The organism is Streptomyces sp. NPDC002845, assembly GCF_053591955.1.
Genome location: NZ_JBSFUU010000057.1, coordinates 19,897 through 35,465 on the forward strand (window position 1 = coordinate 19,897; position 15,569 = coordinate 35,465).

13 protein-coding genes and 4 pseudogenes are annotated in these 15,569 nt (G+C 71.2%); 7 read left to right on the forward strand and 10 right to left on the reverse strand.

The annotated features are described in order from the left end of the window. Positions 1-3: 3 nt before the first annotated feature. On the reverse strand, positions 4-582 hold the full coding sequence (locus ACWD3C_RS32785; RefSeq protein ID WP_451149809.1) for a helix-turn-helix domain-containing protein: 579 nt from the start codon (positions 580-582) through the stop codon (positions 4-6). Positions 583-882: 300 nt separating this feature from the next. Continuing rightward, positions 883-1,215 carry a hypothetical protein gene (locus ACWD3C_RS32790; RefSeq protein WP_451149810.1) on the reverse strand — a complete coding sequence of 111 codons (333 nt, stop codon included), beginning with the start codon at positions 1,213-1,215 and terminating at the stop codon, positions 883-885. Between the two features lies 1 nt (position 1,216). Between ACWD3C_RS32790 and ACWD3C_RS32795 the strand changes: the two genes are divergently transcribed. From ACWD3C_RS32795 to ACWD3C_RS32805, 3 genes and pseudogenes are all read left to right on the forward strand, one after another. Beyond that, on the forward strand, positions 1,217-2,146 hold the full coding sequence (locus tag ACWD3C_RS32795; RefSeq protein ID WP_451149844.1) for a 5'-3' exonuclease: 930 nt from the start codon (positions 1,217-1,219) through the stop codon (positions 2,144-2,146). 195 nt (positions 2,147-2,341) lie between these two features. Next, entirely contained in the window at positions 2,342-3,193 is an 852-nt protein-coding gene (locus tag ACWD3C_RS32800) for a siderophore-interacting protein (RefSeq protein WP_451149811.1), read from the forward strand. 365 nt (positions 3,194-3,558) lie between these two features. Further along, positions 3,559-4,491: pseudogene (locus tag ACWD3C_RS32805) on the forward strand (APC family permease); the annotation flags it as partial. 23 nt (positions 4,492-4,514) lie between these two features. On the opposite strand, the gene ACWD3C_RS32810 reads toward ACWD3C_RS32805, so the two are convergent. Next, positions 4,515-5,129, reverse strand: a complete 615-nt coding sequence (locus ACWD3C_RS32810; protein ID WP_451149812.1) for a GNAT family N-acetyltransferase — start codon at positions 5,127-5,129, stop codon at positions 4,515-4,517. Between the two features lie 90 nt (positions 5,130-5,219). On the opposite strand from ACWD3C_RS32810, the gene ACWD3C_RS32815 reads away from it, so the two are divergent. Further along, complete coding sequence (locus ACWD3C_RS32815; RefSeq protein WP_451149813.1) at positions 5,220-6,164, forward strand: RluA family pseudouridine synthase; 945 nt, start codon at positions 5,220-5,222, stop codon at positions 6,162-6,164. 15 nt (positions 6,165-6,179) lie between these two features. Here the strand turns inward: ACWD3C_RS32815 and ACWD3C_RS32820 are convergent, their stop codons facing one another. From ACWD3C_RS32820 to ACWD3C_RS32845, 6 genes are all read right to left on the reverse strand, one after another. Next, entirely contained in the window at positions 6,180-7,655 is a 1,476-nt protein-coding gene (locus ACWD3C_RS32820) for a cytochrome P450 (RefSeq protein WP_451149814.1), read from the reverse strand. A 67-nt stretch (positions 7,656-7,722) separates the two neighbouring features. Beyond that, the gene (locus ACWD3C_RS32825; protein WP_451149815.1) at positions 7,723-8,343 is read right to left on the reverse strand and encodes a GTP-binding protein; all 621 of its coding nucleotides are present in this window, start codon (positions 8,341-8,343) and stop codon (positions 7,723-7,725) included. Then, on the reverse strand, positions 8,324-8,749 hold the full coding sequence (locus ACWD3C_RS32830) for a DUF742 domain-containing protein (protein ID WP_451149816.1): 426 nt from the start codon (positions 8,747-8,749) through the stop codon (positions 8,324-8,326). The genes ACWD3C_RS32825 and ACWD3C_RS32830 overlap by 20 nt, the downstream gene beginning before the upstream one ends. Further along, entirely contained in the window at positions 8,746-9,153 is a 408-nt protein-coding gene (locus tag ACWD3C_RS32835) for a roadblock/LC7 domain-containing protein (protein WP_451149817.1), read from the reverse strand. The genes ACWD3C_RS32830 and ACWD3C_RS32835 overlap by 4 nt, the downstream gene beginning before the upstream one ends. Then, positions 9,150-10,772 (reverse strand): sensor histidine kinase, encoded by a 1,623-nt coding sequence (locus ACWD3C_RS32840; RefSeq protein ID WP_451149818.1) that lies wholly within the window; start codon positions 10,770-10,772, stop codon positions 9,150-9,152. The genes ACWD3C_RS32835 and ACWD3C_RS32840 overlap by 4 nt, the downstream gene beginning before the upstream one ends. A gap of 315 nt (positions 10,773-11,087) precedes the next feature. Further along, entirely contained in the window at positions 11,088-11,723 is a 636-nt protein-coding gene (locus ACWD3C_RS32845) for a TetR/AcrR family transcriptional regulator (protein ID WP_451149845.1), read from the reverse strand. A gap of 57 nt (positions 11,724-11,780) precedes the next feature. Here ACWD3C_RS32845 and ACWD3C_RS32850 point away from each other — a divergent pair. From ACWD3C_RS32850 to ACWD3C_RS32860, 3 pseudogenes are all read left to right on the forward strand, one after another. Further along, positions 11,781-11,879, forward strand: a pseudogene (locus ACWD3C_RS32850) (TetR family transcriptional regulator); the annotation flags it as partial. A 184-nt stretch (positions 11,880-12,063) separates the two neighbouring features. Beyond that, positions 12,064-12,378: pseudogene (locus ACWD3C_RS32855) on the forward strand (DUF1989 domain-containing protein); the annotation flags it as partial. After that, positions 12,377-12,565: pseudogene (locus ACWD3C_RS32860) on the forward strand (allophanate hydrolase-related protein); the annotation flags it as partial. The pseudogenes ACWD3C_RS32855 and ACWD3C_RS32860, both read left to right, overlap by 2 nt. 147 nt (positions 12,566-12,712) lie before the next feature. On the opposite strand, the gene ACWD3C_RS32865 reads toward ACWD3C_RS32860, so the two are convergent. Then, positions 12,713-15,562: a DEAD/DEAH box helicase gene (locus ACWD3C_RS32865; protein WP_451149846.1), complete on the reverse strand. Its 2,850-nt coding sequence runs from the start codon at positions 15,560-15,562 to the stop codon at positions 12,713-12,715. Positions 15,563-15,569: the final 7 nt, after the last annotated feature.

The window sequence follows — 15,569 nt, forward strand, 5'->3', positions numbered from 1 at the left end:
GCCTCACGCACCCCGCCGGTGCCGGTCCTCCAGGGCCTCGATGTGGTCCGCGACGGCCACCACGATCACCCGGGTGTCGGGCACGGTGGCCCGCCACCGGTGCCGTACGCCACCGCTCATGTACAGCGTGTCACCGCGCCCGAGCCGGTGGGCGCGGCCCTCGGCCTCGACCTCGACGGCGCCGTCGGCCACGTACATCAACTCGTCGTTGCGGTGCTGGACTTCGCGGCCCTCGTCGTGGTCGCCGGTGAACTCCATGGCGTGCATCTGGTGGTGACCGCGCACCAGGGAGCGCGCGTGGGACACGGACGGCGTGAGGCCGTCGTCCTCGGCGCGCACCACGTCGACACTGCACGCCGGGTCGGCCGCGGCGAGCAGTTCCACGGCGGTGGTGCCGAGGGCGTCGGCGATGCGCTCCAGGGAGGGCTTGCTGGGGCGGGCCCGCTCGTTCTCGACCTGGCTCAGGAAGGGGACCGACAGGCCGCTGCGCTCGGCCACGACGGCGAGGGTGAGCTCCAGTGCCCGGCGCCGCCGCCGGACGGCCGCGCCCACCCGAAGGGGCTGTTCTTTGTGGTCGCCCATCGCTCCGGCTCCCTCCTTCGCTCGTCGGTCCGTTCCGCGCTCCGTGTTCGTCGCGCTACCGCGCGTCGCACTGCCTCTGATGAGTTCTCTGCACCCTACGCATGTTCGGCAAACCGTTTCATGCGCCTGTCACATCCCTGTCACATCGAGTGAGGGCGAGGCTCACAGTTCGCGCCAGTGGACCAGCCGACCCTCAGCCCTCTCCCGGGAAACGAAGAGGCTGACCAGGAGCGCCGTACGCCGGATCGCGGGCGTACGTCCGCCGGCCGCCGAAGCCGTTCCGCCGATGTCGGCCCTCGGTCAGTTCCAGGCTCCTCCCCTTCGGGTGAAGGCGCGAGCGGTCCCCGGCGTTTCCGCCGGTCCCCCAGCTTTGCACGGCACGGTCCGGCCGGTCACCCGGTTCGCGTGCCGGGCGGCGAAACCCTTCGGGGTGGCCCGGAGTTGGCGGCCGGTGCCGTACGACTGCTGGTCGTTGCCCGTCAGTTCGACCGTACCTCCGTGTACGGCGGTGATGTTGTCCGGATCTTTCTCGTACGCCAGTACGGAGTCACGCGTGCCCTCGATCACCAGTGCAAGCCGTGCATGAGGTACGCGACGGCGCCGAGTGGGGTGACTGTCGGCGGCGTACGGCATGATGCGGAGGGTGACCCGACGCCTGATGCTCCTCGACACCGCCTCGCTGTACTTCCGCGCCTATTTCGGGGTGCCGGAATCCGTGAAGGCCCCGGACGGCACTCCGGTGAACGCCGTGCGCGGGCTGCTCGAATTCATCGACCGACTGGTCAGGGACCACCGCCCGGACGACCTGGTGGCCTGCATGGACGCGGACTGGCGGCCGCAGTGGCGGGTCGACCTGATCCCCTCCTACAAGGCGCACCGCGTCGCGGAGGAGCACGAGGCCGGTCCGGACGAGGAGGAGGTGCCGGACACGCTGTCGCCGCAGGTGCCGGTCATCGAGGACGTCCTGGACGCGCTGGGCATCGCGCGCGTGGGGGTCGAGGGGTACGAGGCGGACGACGTCATCGGCACGTTCACGGCGCGCGCGAAGGACCCGGTCGACATCGTCACCGGCGACCGCGACCTGTACCAACTGGTCGACGACCGGCGCGGGGTGCGCGTGCTGTATCCGCTCAAGGGCGTGGGCACCCTGCAGCTCACCGACGAGGTGGTGCTGCGCGAGAAGTACGGGGTCGACGGCAGCGGGTACGCGGATCTCGCCCTGCTGCGCGGCGATCCCAGCGACGGCCTGCCGGGCGTACCGGGCATCGGCGAGAAGACGGCGGCGAAACTGCTGGCGCAGTTCGGCGATCTGGCCGGAATCATGGCGGCGGTCGACGATCCGTCGGCCAAGCTGACGCCCTCTCAGCGCAAGCGCCTCGACGAGTCACGGCCGTATGTGGCGGTCGCGCCCAAGGTCGTCCGGGTCGCCGAGGACGTGCCGCTGCCGGACGTCGACCCGGCGCTGCCGCGTGCGCCGCGCGATCCGGCCGCGCTGGACGGGCTCGCCACACGCTGGGGGCTGGGCGGTTCGCTGCGGCGGTTGCTCACGACGCTCCAGGAGTGAGCGCCCAGCGCCCCGGGAGCGCGGCGGCGCCCGCGTCGGTGGGTGCGCTCCGGGGAAGGGGCGACACTTCAGTTGTGAGTCGGGTGTGAGCTCGCCTCATCTGACGAAGTGGTGACCAACACCTCGAACGGGAGGTGTACACCAGGGGGAGATGCTAACTTAGGTAAGCCTTAGCTAGGTACTTGGGAGGCCGTCATGGCAGAGCGTCCGGCACGCAGGACCCCGAAGCCCCACTCCGCGCAAGTCGTCCGTACCGAACGGCTCACGCCGCACATGCAGCGCGTCGTCCTCGGCGGCGACGGCCTCTCCGAGTTCGCCACGCGCGACAGCACCGACCACTATGTGAAGCTGCTGTTCGGGCCCGAGGGCGTGCACTACCCGGAGCCCTTCGACATGGAGCGGATCCGTGCCGAGTTCCCCCGCGAGCAGTGGCCCGTGACCCGGACGTACACCGTGCGCGCCTGGGACCCCGAGCTGCGGGAACTCACCCTGGACTTCGTGATCCACGGCGACGAGGGGCTCGCCGGCCCGTGGGCCACGCGGGTCCAGCCGGGCGAGACCGTCCGGTTCCTGGGCCCGGGTGGAGCGTACGCGCCCGACCCGGCCGCCGACTGGCATCTCCTCGCCGGTGACGAGAGCGCGCTGCCCGCGATCGCCGCCTCACTGGAGGCGCTGCCCGACGGCGCCCGGGCGTACGCCTTCGTCGAGGTCTCCGGACCCGAGGAGGAGCAGAAGATCGCCTGCGACGTGGACGTCGTCTGGCTGCACCGCGGCGACCGTCCCCTCGGCGAGACGCTGGTCGAGGCCGTACGTGCCCTGCGGTTCCCCGAGGGCCGCCCGCACGCCTTCGTCCACGGCGAGGCCGGCTTCGTGAAGGAGCTGCGCCGCCTGCTGCGGGTCGAGCGCCAGATTCCGCGCGAGGACCTGTCGATCTCCGGGTACTGGCGGCTCGGCCACAACGAGGACGGCTGGCAGGCGGCCAAGCGGGACTGGAACGCACGGGTGGAGGCGGAGCAGGACGGCACGTCGGCGGGTACATCGGCGTAAGGGGCGCCCCCATGTGTCTGCCGCCGGGTGGCGGCCTCCGCGTGAGGCTGCCGCACACGGCACGCCAAGCCGACCGCCGGGCAGGGCCGGAGCGTCCGCATGGACAGCCCCACCGCCTCCACGGCGAGCGCGAGGAGTACCCCGCCCCGGAAGAGCACGCCGCCCGCACGGTGGAGCCGAGCGCGGGCACCACGACGCCCCCGTCGCCGCACGGACGCCGATACGGCGGGCTGGTAGCCGCGCCAATACACACGATGTGTCGCGTTTGGCCCGCCCCCGACACCACCGCGTGACGCCCGCGAAACAGCCTCTCCCTAATTTCTGTCGCCCGACAGGAACTCTCTCGCCGCAGTGCGAAAGCAGAGGTTGTCGACAACCGCGTGATGTCCTGGATCAACCGTGTCGGCGTCACCGCCGAGATCATCGGCGCGGTCCTGATCATCGTGCTCCTGCTGACCCACTCCGAGCGCACCCCCGGCATCACGTCCGAGTCGGCCGAGGGCAGCACGTGATGATCGGCTCCGACAGCGCGGGCGAGATGAGCGAGGAGACCCGCAACCCGCGCCGTACCGTGCCCCGCACCATCCTGACGGCGCTCGGCGCGGCCGGTCTGCTCGGCGGCCTCATCGTCCTCGGCGGTCTGCTCTCCGCGCCCAGCCTCACGGACGGGAACCTGGCCGCCGACGGCCTGAGTTACGTCCTGACCAGCAGCCTCGGCGACGGCGTCGGCCGCGTCCTGCCGGCCGACGTGGTGGTCGCGGTCACAGTGGCCACGCTCGCCATCCAGATATCGGCCAGCCGCATGCTCTTCTCCATGGCCCGCGACGGCCGGCTCCCCTTCGCCGGGCGGCTCACCAAGGTCAACACCCGCACCGGAATGCCGATCGCCCCCGCCCTGGCCGTCGGCACCCTTCGCGGCCGCCCTGCTGCTCCTCAACTTCGCCTCGTCGGAAGCCTTCCTGGCCATCGGCTCCACGTGCATCGTGATGCTGTACCTGGCGTACGCGATGGTCACCGGCCCCCTGCTGGTACAGCGACTCCGGGGCACCTTCACCGCCGACGGCACCGACGAGACGGGCAGGCCCCTGTTCTCCCTCGGCCGCTGGGGCTTCCCCGTCAACGCCCTTGCCCTCCTCTACGGCCTCTTCATGACCGTCAACCTGGCCTGGCCACGCGCCGAGGTGTACGGCCCGGCGGGCGGGCACTGGTATTTCCAGGGGTTCACGGTGCTGTTCCTGGGCGTGACCGTCGTGCTGGGCGCCGCGTACCAGGCATACCGGAGGCGGGCCGCCGGCTCGGGCACCGGGGCGGAAGCCGCCGTTCAGGAGGTCGCACCCTCCTGGGACTGGTCGCCCCGTACGCGCGCGTGCAGGTGCATGTCGTGCCAGCCGTCGGGGTGGAGGAGGGCGCTGCGCTTGGTGCCCTCCACGGCGAAGCCGGTCCTGGTGGCGACGCGGCAGGAGGCCTCGTTGCGGGTGGAGTGCAGGAGTTCGAGGCGGTGGAAGCCGGTCTCGTCGAGCGCCCAGCGGGCGAGGGTGGTCGTGGCGCGAGCGGCGACGCCCTGCCCGCGGGCCGCGGCCACGGTCCAGTACGCGACCTCGGCCGTGCCCTCGTTGAGCTCGATGCTCCGCAGGGCCACGCGCCCCATGAGCCGGTCGGTGTCCGCGTCGGCGACGGCCCACTGGACGCTCTGTTCCTTGCCCCACGCCCGCTGCCACTCGTCGATCCAGCCGCGCACCTCGTCCTCCGAGTCGGCCCTGCGGATGTGCCACTGGTGCAGGAGCGGGTCCTGGAACGCCTCGTGGACGGCGGGTGCGTCCTCGGCCCTCCAGGGGCGCAGGAGAAGTCCGTCGCCGGTGGGGAGGGTGGGCTGGGGCTGCTGGGCGAGGATTCCGGCGGGCAGGATGTCGCTGATGAGTAAGGGCATGATCCGCATCCTGCCAGCGGGATTCCGGGCGGGCTCAACGGTTTTCCGCCAGCCCCGCCCGTCCTGCCCGCCCCGCCCGGCCTCGTACGCTTGATCGTGATGAGACGCAGACCCCGTATCCCGCCCTCCCCCCTCCCCCAGCGCGACGGGGTGGACCCGGTGCGGGTGAAGCTGCCGCCCGGTGAGGCGTGGGCGACCGTGCGGGACCATCTCGTGGAGCGGCTCGCGGCGGGGCCCGGGGTGATCGACGGGATGCTCGACGCGGGGCGGATCGTGGACGCCGAGGGGCGGCCCGTGCGGCGCGACAGGGTGTACGTGCCGGGTATGTTCGTGTGGTACCACCGGGAGTTGCCCGACGAGGTGCGGGTGCCGTTCGCGCTGGAGGTCGTGTACCGCGACGAGCACATCGTCGTGGCCGACAAGCCGCACTTCCTGGCCACGACCCCGCGCGGCAGCCATGTCGCCCAGACCGCGCTGGCGCGGCTGCGGCGGGAGCTGGGGGTGCCGGCGCTCGGCGCCGCGCACCGGCTGGACCGGCTCACGGCGGGGCTGGTGCTGTTCACCGTACGGCCCGAGGAGCGCGGCGCGTACCAGTCGCTGTTCCGCGACCGGCGGGTCGTCAAGGAGTACGAGGCCGTGGCCCCGTACGACCCGGAGCTGGCCCTGCCGCGCACCGTCCGCAGCCGGATCGTGAAGGAGCGCGGGGTCATGGCGGCCCGCGAGGTAGCAACGGGCGAGCCGAATGCCGTCAGCCGGGTCGAACTGCTGGAGCACCGAAGAGGGTTGGCGCGGTACCGGCTGATCCCCCGTACCGGGCAGACGCACCAACTGCGGGTGCACATGAGCGCGTTGGGGGTGCCGGTCCTCGGCGATCCGCTGTATCCGGTGGTGACCGGCCCCGTGGCGGCCGATGACTTCCGGCGTCCGCTCCAACTGCTGGCGCGGGTGCTGGAGTTCACCGATCCGGTCACGGGGCGCGAACACCGGTTCGTGAGCGGGCGGGTACTGAGGTCCTGGTCGTCGTACGAAGAGTGGGCTCAGTAGCCGTACGAGGCCGGCTCAGTAGCCGCGCCACCAGCGCAGGAAGCGCTGCCAGGCGCCGAGTCGGCGGCCTGGCCCGGGGGCCGGTGGCGCCGGTTCGGGGGCGACGGGCTGCGGAGCTGCCGTCCGGGGCTGCGACTCGGGAGTCGAGACGTGCCAGTTGCCCGGGCGCTGCTGCGGCATCGGATTGACGGAGGGCCGCTGCATGACGTCCTGCTGGGGCTTCGGCACGAACGTCACCGGAAGCTCCACCAGATGCCGGGTCGCGATCGAGGCCCGCCAGCTCAGCTCGTCCTCGTCACAGGCGAGCTGGATGTCCGGCAGCCGCATCAGCAGCGCGTCCACGCCGACGTCGGCGATGGCGCGGCCGATGTCCTGGCCCGGGCACTCGTGCGGACCGCCGCCGAAGGCGAGGTGGGAGCGGTTGCCCTGCATGTTGGCGGTGAGGTCGGGGCGGACGCGCGGGTCCACGTTGCCCGGCGCGATCCCGAAGAGCAGCCCGTCGCCCTTGCGGATGCGCTGACCGCCCAGCTCCGTCTCCTGCTTGGCGAAGTAGGCGAAGACCGTGCTGAACGGCGGCTCGTCCCACAGGGACTGCTCGACCGCCTCGGGCACCGTCATCTGGCCGCCGTTCAGCTGGGCGCGGAACCGCGGGTCGGTGAGGACCATGCGCAGCACGTTGGCGATCAGGTTGGCGGTGGCCTCGTACGCGGCGTACAGCACGACGCGCAGGTGCTGACTGATCTCCTCGTCGTTGAGCCCGGCCGGGTGCTTGACGAGGTAGCTGGCGAAGTCCTCCTTGGGTTCGGCCCGGCGGCGGGTGGTGAGCCGTGTCAGCGCGTCCATCACGTAGGTGTTGCTGGCGATCGCGGTCTCGGTGCCCTTGAGCGCGTCGCGGGCGGACTCCACCAGCCGCTCGTTGTACTCCTCGGGCATGCCGAGGATCTCGCACAGCACCGCCATCGGCAGGTGCTCCGCGAACTGGCTGACGAGGTCGGCCTTGCCCTCCTCGCAGAACTCGTTCACCAGGCGCTGGGTCGCGCGGTTGATGTAGCGGCGGATACCGCGGTGGTCGATCGTCGACATGGCGCCGGTGACCGCGCCGCGCAGCCGCAGATGCTCGTCGCCCTCGGCGTGGGAGCAGATGGGCTGCCAGGCGATGTGCGGCATGTACGGGTGGTCGGGTTTGACCGAGCCGTCCTGGAGCTTGTTCCAGATGCGGCTGTCGCGGCAGTACTGCGAGGGGGTGCGCACCATGTGCATGTTCTCGCTGTGGCCGAGCACCACCCAGACCGGCACGTCGTCGTGGAGCAGCGCGGGGGCCACGGCGCCGTGCTCGGCGCGGAGTTTGTCGTACACGGCTCCCAGGTCCTCCGCGTCGGGGCCGTACAGCCGGCGCAGCCCGCCGGGGCCCGTGCCGTGGGCGGGGCAGCCGGGGGGCGGCCCGAGCATCGGGTCGTCCGTGCCGGTCAGGGAGTGTGATTCAGGCGTCACGATGGTCGCTCCGAACTGAACTGAAAGGGTTCCGGTGTCAGGGGGTGGGACAGAGGGGGTACGCGGCCTACGCCGAGTTCCGTGACATCGCCAGGGAGTGCAGGAAGGTCATCAGCGTCATCAGGACGTCGCGGCTGGAGGCCCGGCGCCGCGCGTCGCAGCGGACGATGGGGATGTCCTCGGGCAGGTCGAGCGCCTGGCGGAGTTCCTCGACGGGGTAACCGGGCGCGTCCGGGAAGTCGTTGACCGCGATGACGAAGGGCACCCGGCGCTCCTCCAGGCGGCCGATGACGTCGAAGCTGACTTCGAGCCTGCGGGTGTCGATCAGGACGACCGCGCCGAGCGCGCCCTCGAACAGCCCGTTCCACAGGAACCAGAAGCGTTCCTGGCCGGGCGTGCCGAAGAGATAGAGCACCAGCTGATCCGTGATGCTGATGCGGCCGAAGTCCATGGCGACGGTGGTGGCCGTCTTGGACGCGGAGCCGAAGTTGTCGTCGACTCCGACGCCGGCCTGCGTCATGGTCTCCTCGGTCGTCAGCGGCCTGATCTCGCTGACGGAACCGACCATGGTCGTCTTGCCGACTCCGAAACCGCCCACGATCACGATCTTCACCGCGGCCTCCGCCGTGTGCGGCAGATGGTCCTCGGTCCGTGGGCCCGTGATGGTGTCAGAGTTTTTGAAGTCCATGCATCACCGCTTCGAGGAGGGAACGGTCGGCCCGCGCCTGGCGGACGACCGGCGCACGTGCCTGTACCAGTTCGGCCGTCAGCAGGTCGGTGAGCAGGACCGTCACCACACTGAACGGCAGGCTGAGATAGGCCGAGATCTCGGCCACGGAAAGAGGCGCCTGACAGATCCGGAGCAGCGCCGACTGCTCCGGCGGGGCGGACGGCGGCGGATCGGCGCGCGCCACGATTAACGTGACCAGGTCGATCTCGGCCCGCTCGCCGCTCTCGCCCGAGCCGGTGAGGACGTACAACCGCTCGGGGTTCTTCTCATCCTTGCCGTCCTGGGGACCGGCCTCGGAGAATTCCTCGGGCGGCGGCGGGGGTTCTTGCTGGGGGTGACGCCGCTGGCGTTTCGGAGGCGTCATACGGTCTGCCCGTTGCGCCGGGGCGGGCTCGTCAGGTGGGAGCCGATCCGGTCGACGAGGTCGCGCATGCGGTTGCTCATCAGCCCGGGTTCGGCGATCTCGTTGGCGAGCACCGCGAGATAGGCGTTGGCACCGGCGGACATCATGTAGAAGTAACCGCCGTTGATCTCGATGATGACCATGCGCATCTCACCGTCGCTCCGCGGGATCTCGGTGGCGACGGCGGCGGCCAGGCTCTGCAGCCCCGCGCAGGCCGCGGCGACGCGGTCGGCGGCGTCCGGGTCGCCGCCGTGGCGGGCGATACGCAGTCCGTCGGCCGAGAGCACCACGATCTGCTGGATGCCCGGTACGCCGTCGGCAAGATCCTTGAGCATCCAGTCGAAGTTGGCTCGCTGCTGGATCACTTGAGGTCCCCCTCGTCGTCGGTCTCCGCAGAGGCCGACTCGTCGTTCGCGGTCGAGTAGGTCGGGTCGTCCGGGTTCCTGGTGAAGGCGCCTGGGTCCGAGGGACGCTTGAGTCCTTCCATGAAGGCCTCCACCCACAGGCCGGGCGGCGGCTGCTCCTTCTTCGGCGCGGGCTCGGGCTCCCACACGGGCGCGGCGGCCATGGCGGCCTCGGCCGCGGCTTCGGCGGCGGCCGCCTCGGCGTACTCCTGGCTGAGCGAGATCTTCGTCCGGCTGCGGCGCTGCGGCAGGCCGTTCGGCGTCCACTCGGTGACGACGGGGACGTCGTCCTCCATCCTGAGGACTTCCGCCGAGCTGGGGATGCGCGGGCCCGTGGTCGGTTTGCGCTTCTTCTGCGAGCGCTCGGGTGCCTTGACACCGCCGGTGTCCAGGGTCGGTACGGCGGTGATGCCGATGCCGTGGGCGAGACCGGGAGCGGGCTCGTCGGTGAGCATCTCGCGCGGTGCGATGAGTACGGCGCGGACGCCGCCGTACGCGGACTGCCGCAGCGAGACCTGCATCTTGTACATCGTCGACAGCCGGCCGACGACGGCGAGGCCGAGGCGCGGGGCGTCGCCGAGGTCCTGGAAGTCCATGCCGACCTGGGCGCGGGCGAGCATGCCCTCGGCCTTGGCGCGGGACTCCTCACTGAGGCTGACGCCGCCGTCCTCGATCTCGATGGCGATGCCGGTCTGCACCTCGGTGGCGGTGACGTGCACCTTGGTCTGCGGCGGCGAGTAGCGGGTGGCGTTGTCGAGGAGTTCGGCGAGCGCGTGGATGAGCGGCTCGACGGACACTCCCGCGACGTTGACCTTGGCGATGGAGCTCAGGTCGATCCGGCGGTACTCCAGGATGCGGCACATGGCGCCGCGCAGCACGCTGTACAGCGGAACGGGCGCGGGCCACTGGCGTCCGGGGCGGCCGCCGCCGAGGACGGCGATGGAGTCGGCGAGGCGGCCGATCAGCGCGTTGCCGTGGTCGATGCGCAGGAGGTCGTCGAAGACCTCGGGGTTGCGGCCGTGGTCCTCCTCCATCTCCCGGAGTTCCTTGGCCTGTTGGTGGACGATCGCCTGGACGCGCCGGGCGACGTTGACGAAGGCGCGCTGCCCGGAGTCGCGCATGGCCTCCTCGCGCTCGACGAGGTCGAGGATCGTGCGGAGCACATGCCGCTGCGAGTCGGGCAGTTCGCGGTACCTGGGGTCACCGTCGATGCCCAGGCGAATCACCTCTGAGGGGGAATCGCCGCTGCGCAGCATGTCCAGCATCGCGGGGAGGATCTCCCTCCCCAGACGGATGAACTCCTCGTCGTGGGAGGCGACGCGCTGTTGCAGATACGCGGTCCGGCGCTCGATCTCGGTGCGCAGGGACGCCATGTGGCGGCCGCGGCGGACGGCTTCGGCCGTGACCGCGACGACCAGGAGCGTCGCGACGGCTCCGCACCAGCCTACGGCGGTCCGGGCCGGGCCCGTCACCAGGGCGACGGCGCTTCCGGTCGCCGCGGCCATCAGTATCGCCGGCAACAACAGCACGCGCGCGTAGGGACGTTCACGGCCACTGGGAGGCGATTGAACACTCACCATGTATGCCCTCTGTGACAAATCGGCTGGAGGTCGGGGGACTTGCTGGGGTTTATCCGTGGTTCAAACTGGATCTTCGGTATTTTTGGGAACAAGCGCACGAATACACCTCAACTCGGTGCGCTGCGGGCGAGCTTAGTCCGACCGGATCATCGCTGTGTCATATTCAGCAAGCGCCTGAAATCGCCCTCGAGACAGGAGTACGCTCGTCCCCATTTATACGCTCAGCCTTCATTCGCACACGGTGGGTGACGGCGAACGGACATGCGAAAAAGCACCCCTCGACGGAGGGAAGCGCGTCGGGTGACGCGGGCCGCCTCAGATTCCGGCGATACGGAGCGCCGCGTCCACCGTGGCCTCCGCGAACGCCGACACCGGCCGCTCCGGATCGGACCGGTGGACGAGGATGACCCCCTCGATCAGCCCGAACACCAGGTCCGTACGCAGGTCCAGCTCGCTCTTGGCGAGCGCGCCGCCGGCGGCCGTGGCGGCGAGCAGCTGCCGGTAGGTGTCCTTGAGTTCGGCCCGTACGGCATGGAAGCCGGCGAAGCGTTCGGCGCGCACCTCGGGCAGCAGGTAGAGCACACCCAGGTTGTGCGGGCGGCCGCAGAGCAGCCGCACATCGGTGCGGCACAGCTCCCCCAGCCGGTCCTCGGCCGGGGTCGCGTCCTCGGCGAGGAGCCGCCTGGCCAGCGTCAGGGAGGGCGTGACCGTGGACTCCAGCAGCTCGGCGAGCAGGTCCTCCTTGCCGGAGACGTAGTGGTACATGGACGCCTGGCGCATCCCGGCCCGCTCGGCGACGGCCCGGGTGGTCGTGGCGGCGTATCCGCGCGTCGTGAACAACTCCGCGGCGGCGGCGAGCAGTTCGTCACGCGGCGACAGCCCGCTGTCCGGCCGCTGCTCGGCCCGCGGCCTGCCGACCCGGCGCCCACCGCTGCTTCCCCTGTGTTCGATCCTCGCACACGGGGGTGCGGGGCGATCTCGGACCGAGCCCGAGGGGCGCGGGGGCAGCGCGAGCCGCTGGTGAAGGCGCTCGGCGGCACCTTCCGCGCCGTCCAGGAGCTGGACCCCTCGTACGAGGCCCCGCCGCCCGTCCGCCGCGACAACTGAGCGAGGGGTGGGGGTCCGCCGACCGATCCCCACCCCAAGTGCCGCACCGCGTCGGGCGATTTCCGTGAGGGATCGGCAACGGACCGGCAGCCCTCGGGACACGGCCGCGACCCGGCGGTGGCCTAATTTCTGGCGGGCGACAGAAATCATCACGGCAATCACCGGAGCAGCCGGAGGCCAGGCGATGGCGACAGCGACCACGTACGGAGTCCGTGACCATGCGCGCGCACAGGAGGGAGCCCGGGCCGAGGCGATGCCCGTCGCGCCGGCGAGCGCGTGGCCGACCCTGCCGTGCCGGGCGGGACATCTCGTGTGGGCCGAGACGGTGGCGGGCGGCAACCACACGCACAGGGTGCTGGCCCGCGGCACGGAGCTGCGGCTGACCGACCCGCACGGCGACGCCTGCGCCCACCTGCTCCTCTTCGTCGCCGACCGGCCCTGGGAACGGCTCAACGTCGCCGACACGGTCAAGGTCCAGTGGAACGCCTACCTCGGCGACCGAAGTGTGGCGTCTCCCGGCCGAGGGCCTCGGCCGCCTCCTCGCCGCGCTTCCCCGCCCGATGGCCCTCGGCCGGGTGGAGCTGGCCGACGGCACCCACGCATCCGGCTTCCTCTGCGAGTCCGAGGCGGTGCAGGGCGCGCCCGACATCACGGCGTACGGAGGCCGGCGGGCGTTCCTGAATCGCCGACGCGAGCCGGCGCTCGTGGGCCGCTCGCGCCGACGGCGCGCTGCTACGGTCCGCGGTGGCCACCGGTGCGCCCGCGATCTCGGTGCCGGTGGCGACACCGGACGAGGTGCCGGTGGGCGGCCTGGGCGCTCTCCCTCCGGGTCCTCACCCCACCGACGAGTACGCCACCACCCCGCGCAACAGCCCGTCCACCGCCTTGCGCGCACTCTTCGCCACCGTCGACCCCGCGGGAGCCGCCGCCGAGATCTGCCCCAGCACGTCGATGACCTGCTTGCACCAGCGCACGAAGTCGCCGGCGGGCATCTCGGCGTCACGGAGGACCTCGTCGAGGCCCGAGCCGGAGGCCCACATGTAGGCGGCCCAGGCGAAGCCGAGGTCGGGTTCGCGCTGGCCGACGCCCTCGGACTGGGTGATGCGGAACTCCTCCTCCAGGCCGTCGAGGCGGCCCCAGATGCGGACCATCTCGCCGAGCGCGGCCTTGGCCTTGCCGGAGGGGAGCTTGGGTGCCAGCGCGTCGTCGCCGACGCGGGCCTCGTAGACCAGCGCCGAGACGCAGGCGGCGAGTTCGGCGGGGCCGAGGCCCTCCCAGACGCCGGCGCGCAGGCATTCGCTGGCGAGGAGGTCGAGTTCGCCGTAGAGGCGGGCGAGCCGCTTGCCGTGCTCGGTGACCTCGTCGCCGCGCAGGTAGTCCAGCTCCGTCAGCAGCGCGACGATACGGTCGAAGGTCCGCGCGATGGTGTTCGTGCGGCCCTCGATACGGCGCTCCAGCTGGGCGGTGTCCCGCTTGAGCCGGTGGTAGCGCTCGGCCCAGCGGGCGTGGTCCTCACGGTCGTCGCACCCGTGGCAGGGGTGGACGCGGAGTTCGGCGCGCAGCCGGGCGATCTCGCGGTCGTCGGCGGCCGCGGAGCGCTTCTTGCGGTGCCGGTCGGGGACGTGGTGCCCGGCCTTGGTTCGCAGGGCCGAGGCCAGGTCCCGGCGGGACTGGGGCGAGCGCGGGTTGAACGACTTGGGGATCCGCATCCGCTCCAGGGCCTCGACGGGCACCGGGAAGTCGATGGACGCCAGCCGCTTGACCTGGCGCTCGGCGGTGAGGACGAGCGGGCGGGGGCCGTCGTGGTACTCGAAGCCGCGGTGGCCGTTGGACCGCCCGGCGGGCAGCCCGGGGTCCAGGACCAGTGCCAGGCCCGCGTACTTGCCGGTCGGGACATGGATGACGTCGCCCGGCTTGAGCTTCTCCAGGGCCACGGCCGCCTCGGCGCGCCGCTGGGCCGCGCCCTGCTTGGCGAGTTCGGTCTCGCGGTCCTTCAGCTCGCGGCGCAGCCGCGCGTACTCCTCGAAGTTCCCGAGGTGGCAGGTCATGGAGTCCTTGTAGCCCTCCAGCCCCTCCTCGTTGCGCTGCACCTGGCGGGAGATCCCGACGACCGACTTGTCGGCCTGGAACTGTGCGAAGGACGTCTCCAGCAGCTCGCGCGAGCGGTGCCGCCCGAACTGCTCGACCAGGTTCACCGCCATGTTGTACGACGGCTTGAAGCTGGACCGCAGCGGATAGGTGCGTGTGCCCGCGAGCCCGGCCAGGTGGTCGGGGTTCATGCCGCGCTGCCACAGCACGACCGCGTGGCCCTCGACATCGATGCCGCGGCGGCCGGCGCGGCCGGTCAACTGGGTGTACTCGCCGGGGGTGATGTCGGCGTGCTGCTCGCCGTTCCACTTGACGAGTTTCTCCAGCACCACCGAGCGGGCGGGCATGTTGATGCCGAGCGCGAGGGTCTCGGTGGCGAACACGGCCTTGACCAGGCCGCGTACGAACAGTTCCTCGACGACCTCCTTGAACGTCGGCAGCATGCCCGCGTGATGGGCCGCGATGCCGCGCTCCAGGCCTTCCAGCCACTCGTAGTACCCGAGGACGTGCAGGTCCTCGGGCGGGATGGTGGCCGTGCGCTCCTCGACGAGGGCACGGACCCGGTCCCGCGCCTCCTCGTCGTTCAGCCTGAGCCCGGCGTACAGGCACTGCTGGACGGCCGCCTCGCAGGCCGCGCGGCTGAAGATGAACGTGATGGCGGGCAACAGGCCCTCGGCGTCGAGCCGTTCGATGACCTCGGGCCGGCTCGGGATCCACACGCGCGTACGCTGTCTGCGCTCCCGCTCACGGTCGGCCTCGCGCATGTTGCGGCCCCGTCTGCGGTCCTGGAACGAGGGGCGGCTGGCCTCCATGCGCGCCATGCGCGTGAGGTCGGGGTTGACGGCCTTCTTGTGGCCCTCGCCCTCCTCGAAGAGGTCGTACATCCGCCGCCCGGCCAGCACGTGCTGGAACAGCGGCACGGGCCGGTGCTCGGAGACGATGACCTCGGTGTGGCCGCGCACGGTGTCGAGCCAGTCGCCGAACTCCTCGGCGTTCGACACCGTCGCCGACAGTGAGACCAGGGTCACGGACTCGGGCAGGTGGATGATCACTTCCTCCCAGACGGCGCCGCGGAAGCGGTCCGAGAGGTAGTGCACCTCGTCCATGACCACATGGCCGAGGCCGAGGAGGGTCTGCGAGCCCGCGTACAGCATGTTCCGCAGCACCTCGGTGGTCATCACGACCACCGGGGCGTCGGAGTTGACGCTGTTGTCACCGGTGAGCAGGCCGACCCTGTCCGCGCCGTAACGGCGGCACAGGTCGGTGTACTTCTGGTTCGACAGCGCCTTGATGGGTGTCGTGTAGAAGCACTTCCTGCCCTGGCTCAGGGCGAGGTGGACGGCGAACTCGCCGACGATCGTCTTGCCGGAGCCGGTGGGGGCGGCCACGAGCACGCCCTTCCCCGCTTCGAGCGCCTGGCAGGCCTCGATCTGGAAGGGGTCGAGGCCGAAGTCGTACATCTCGCGGAAGGAGGCGAGCGCGGTGGCCTGCTCGGCAGCCCGCTGACGGGCTGCCGCGTACCGCTCGGCCGGGGAGAGGTCCTCTGTCATCGTGCTTTCGAGGTTACCGGCCCTCACTGACAACAGGACGATCAATATCCGG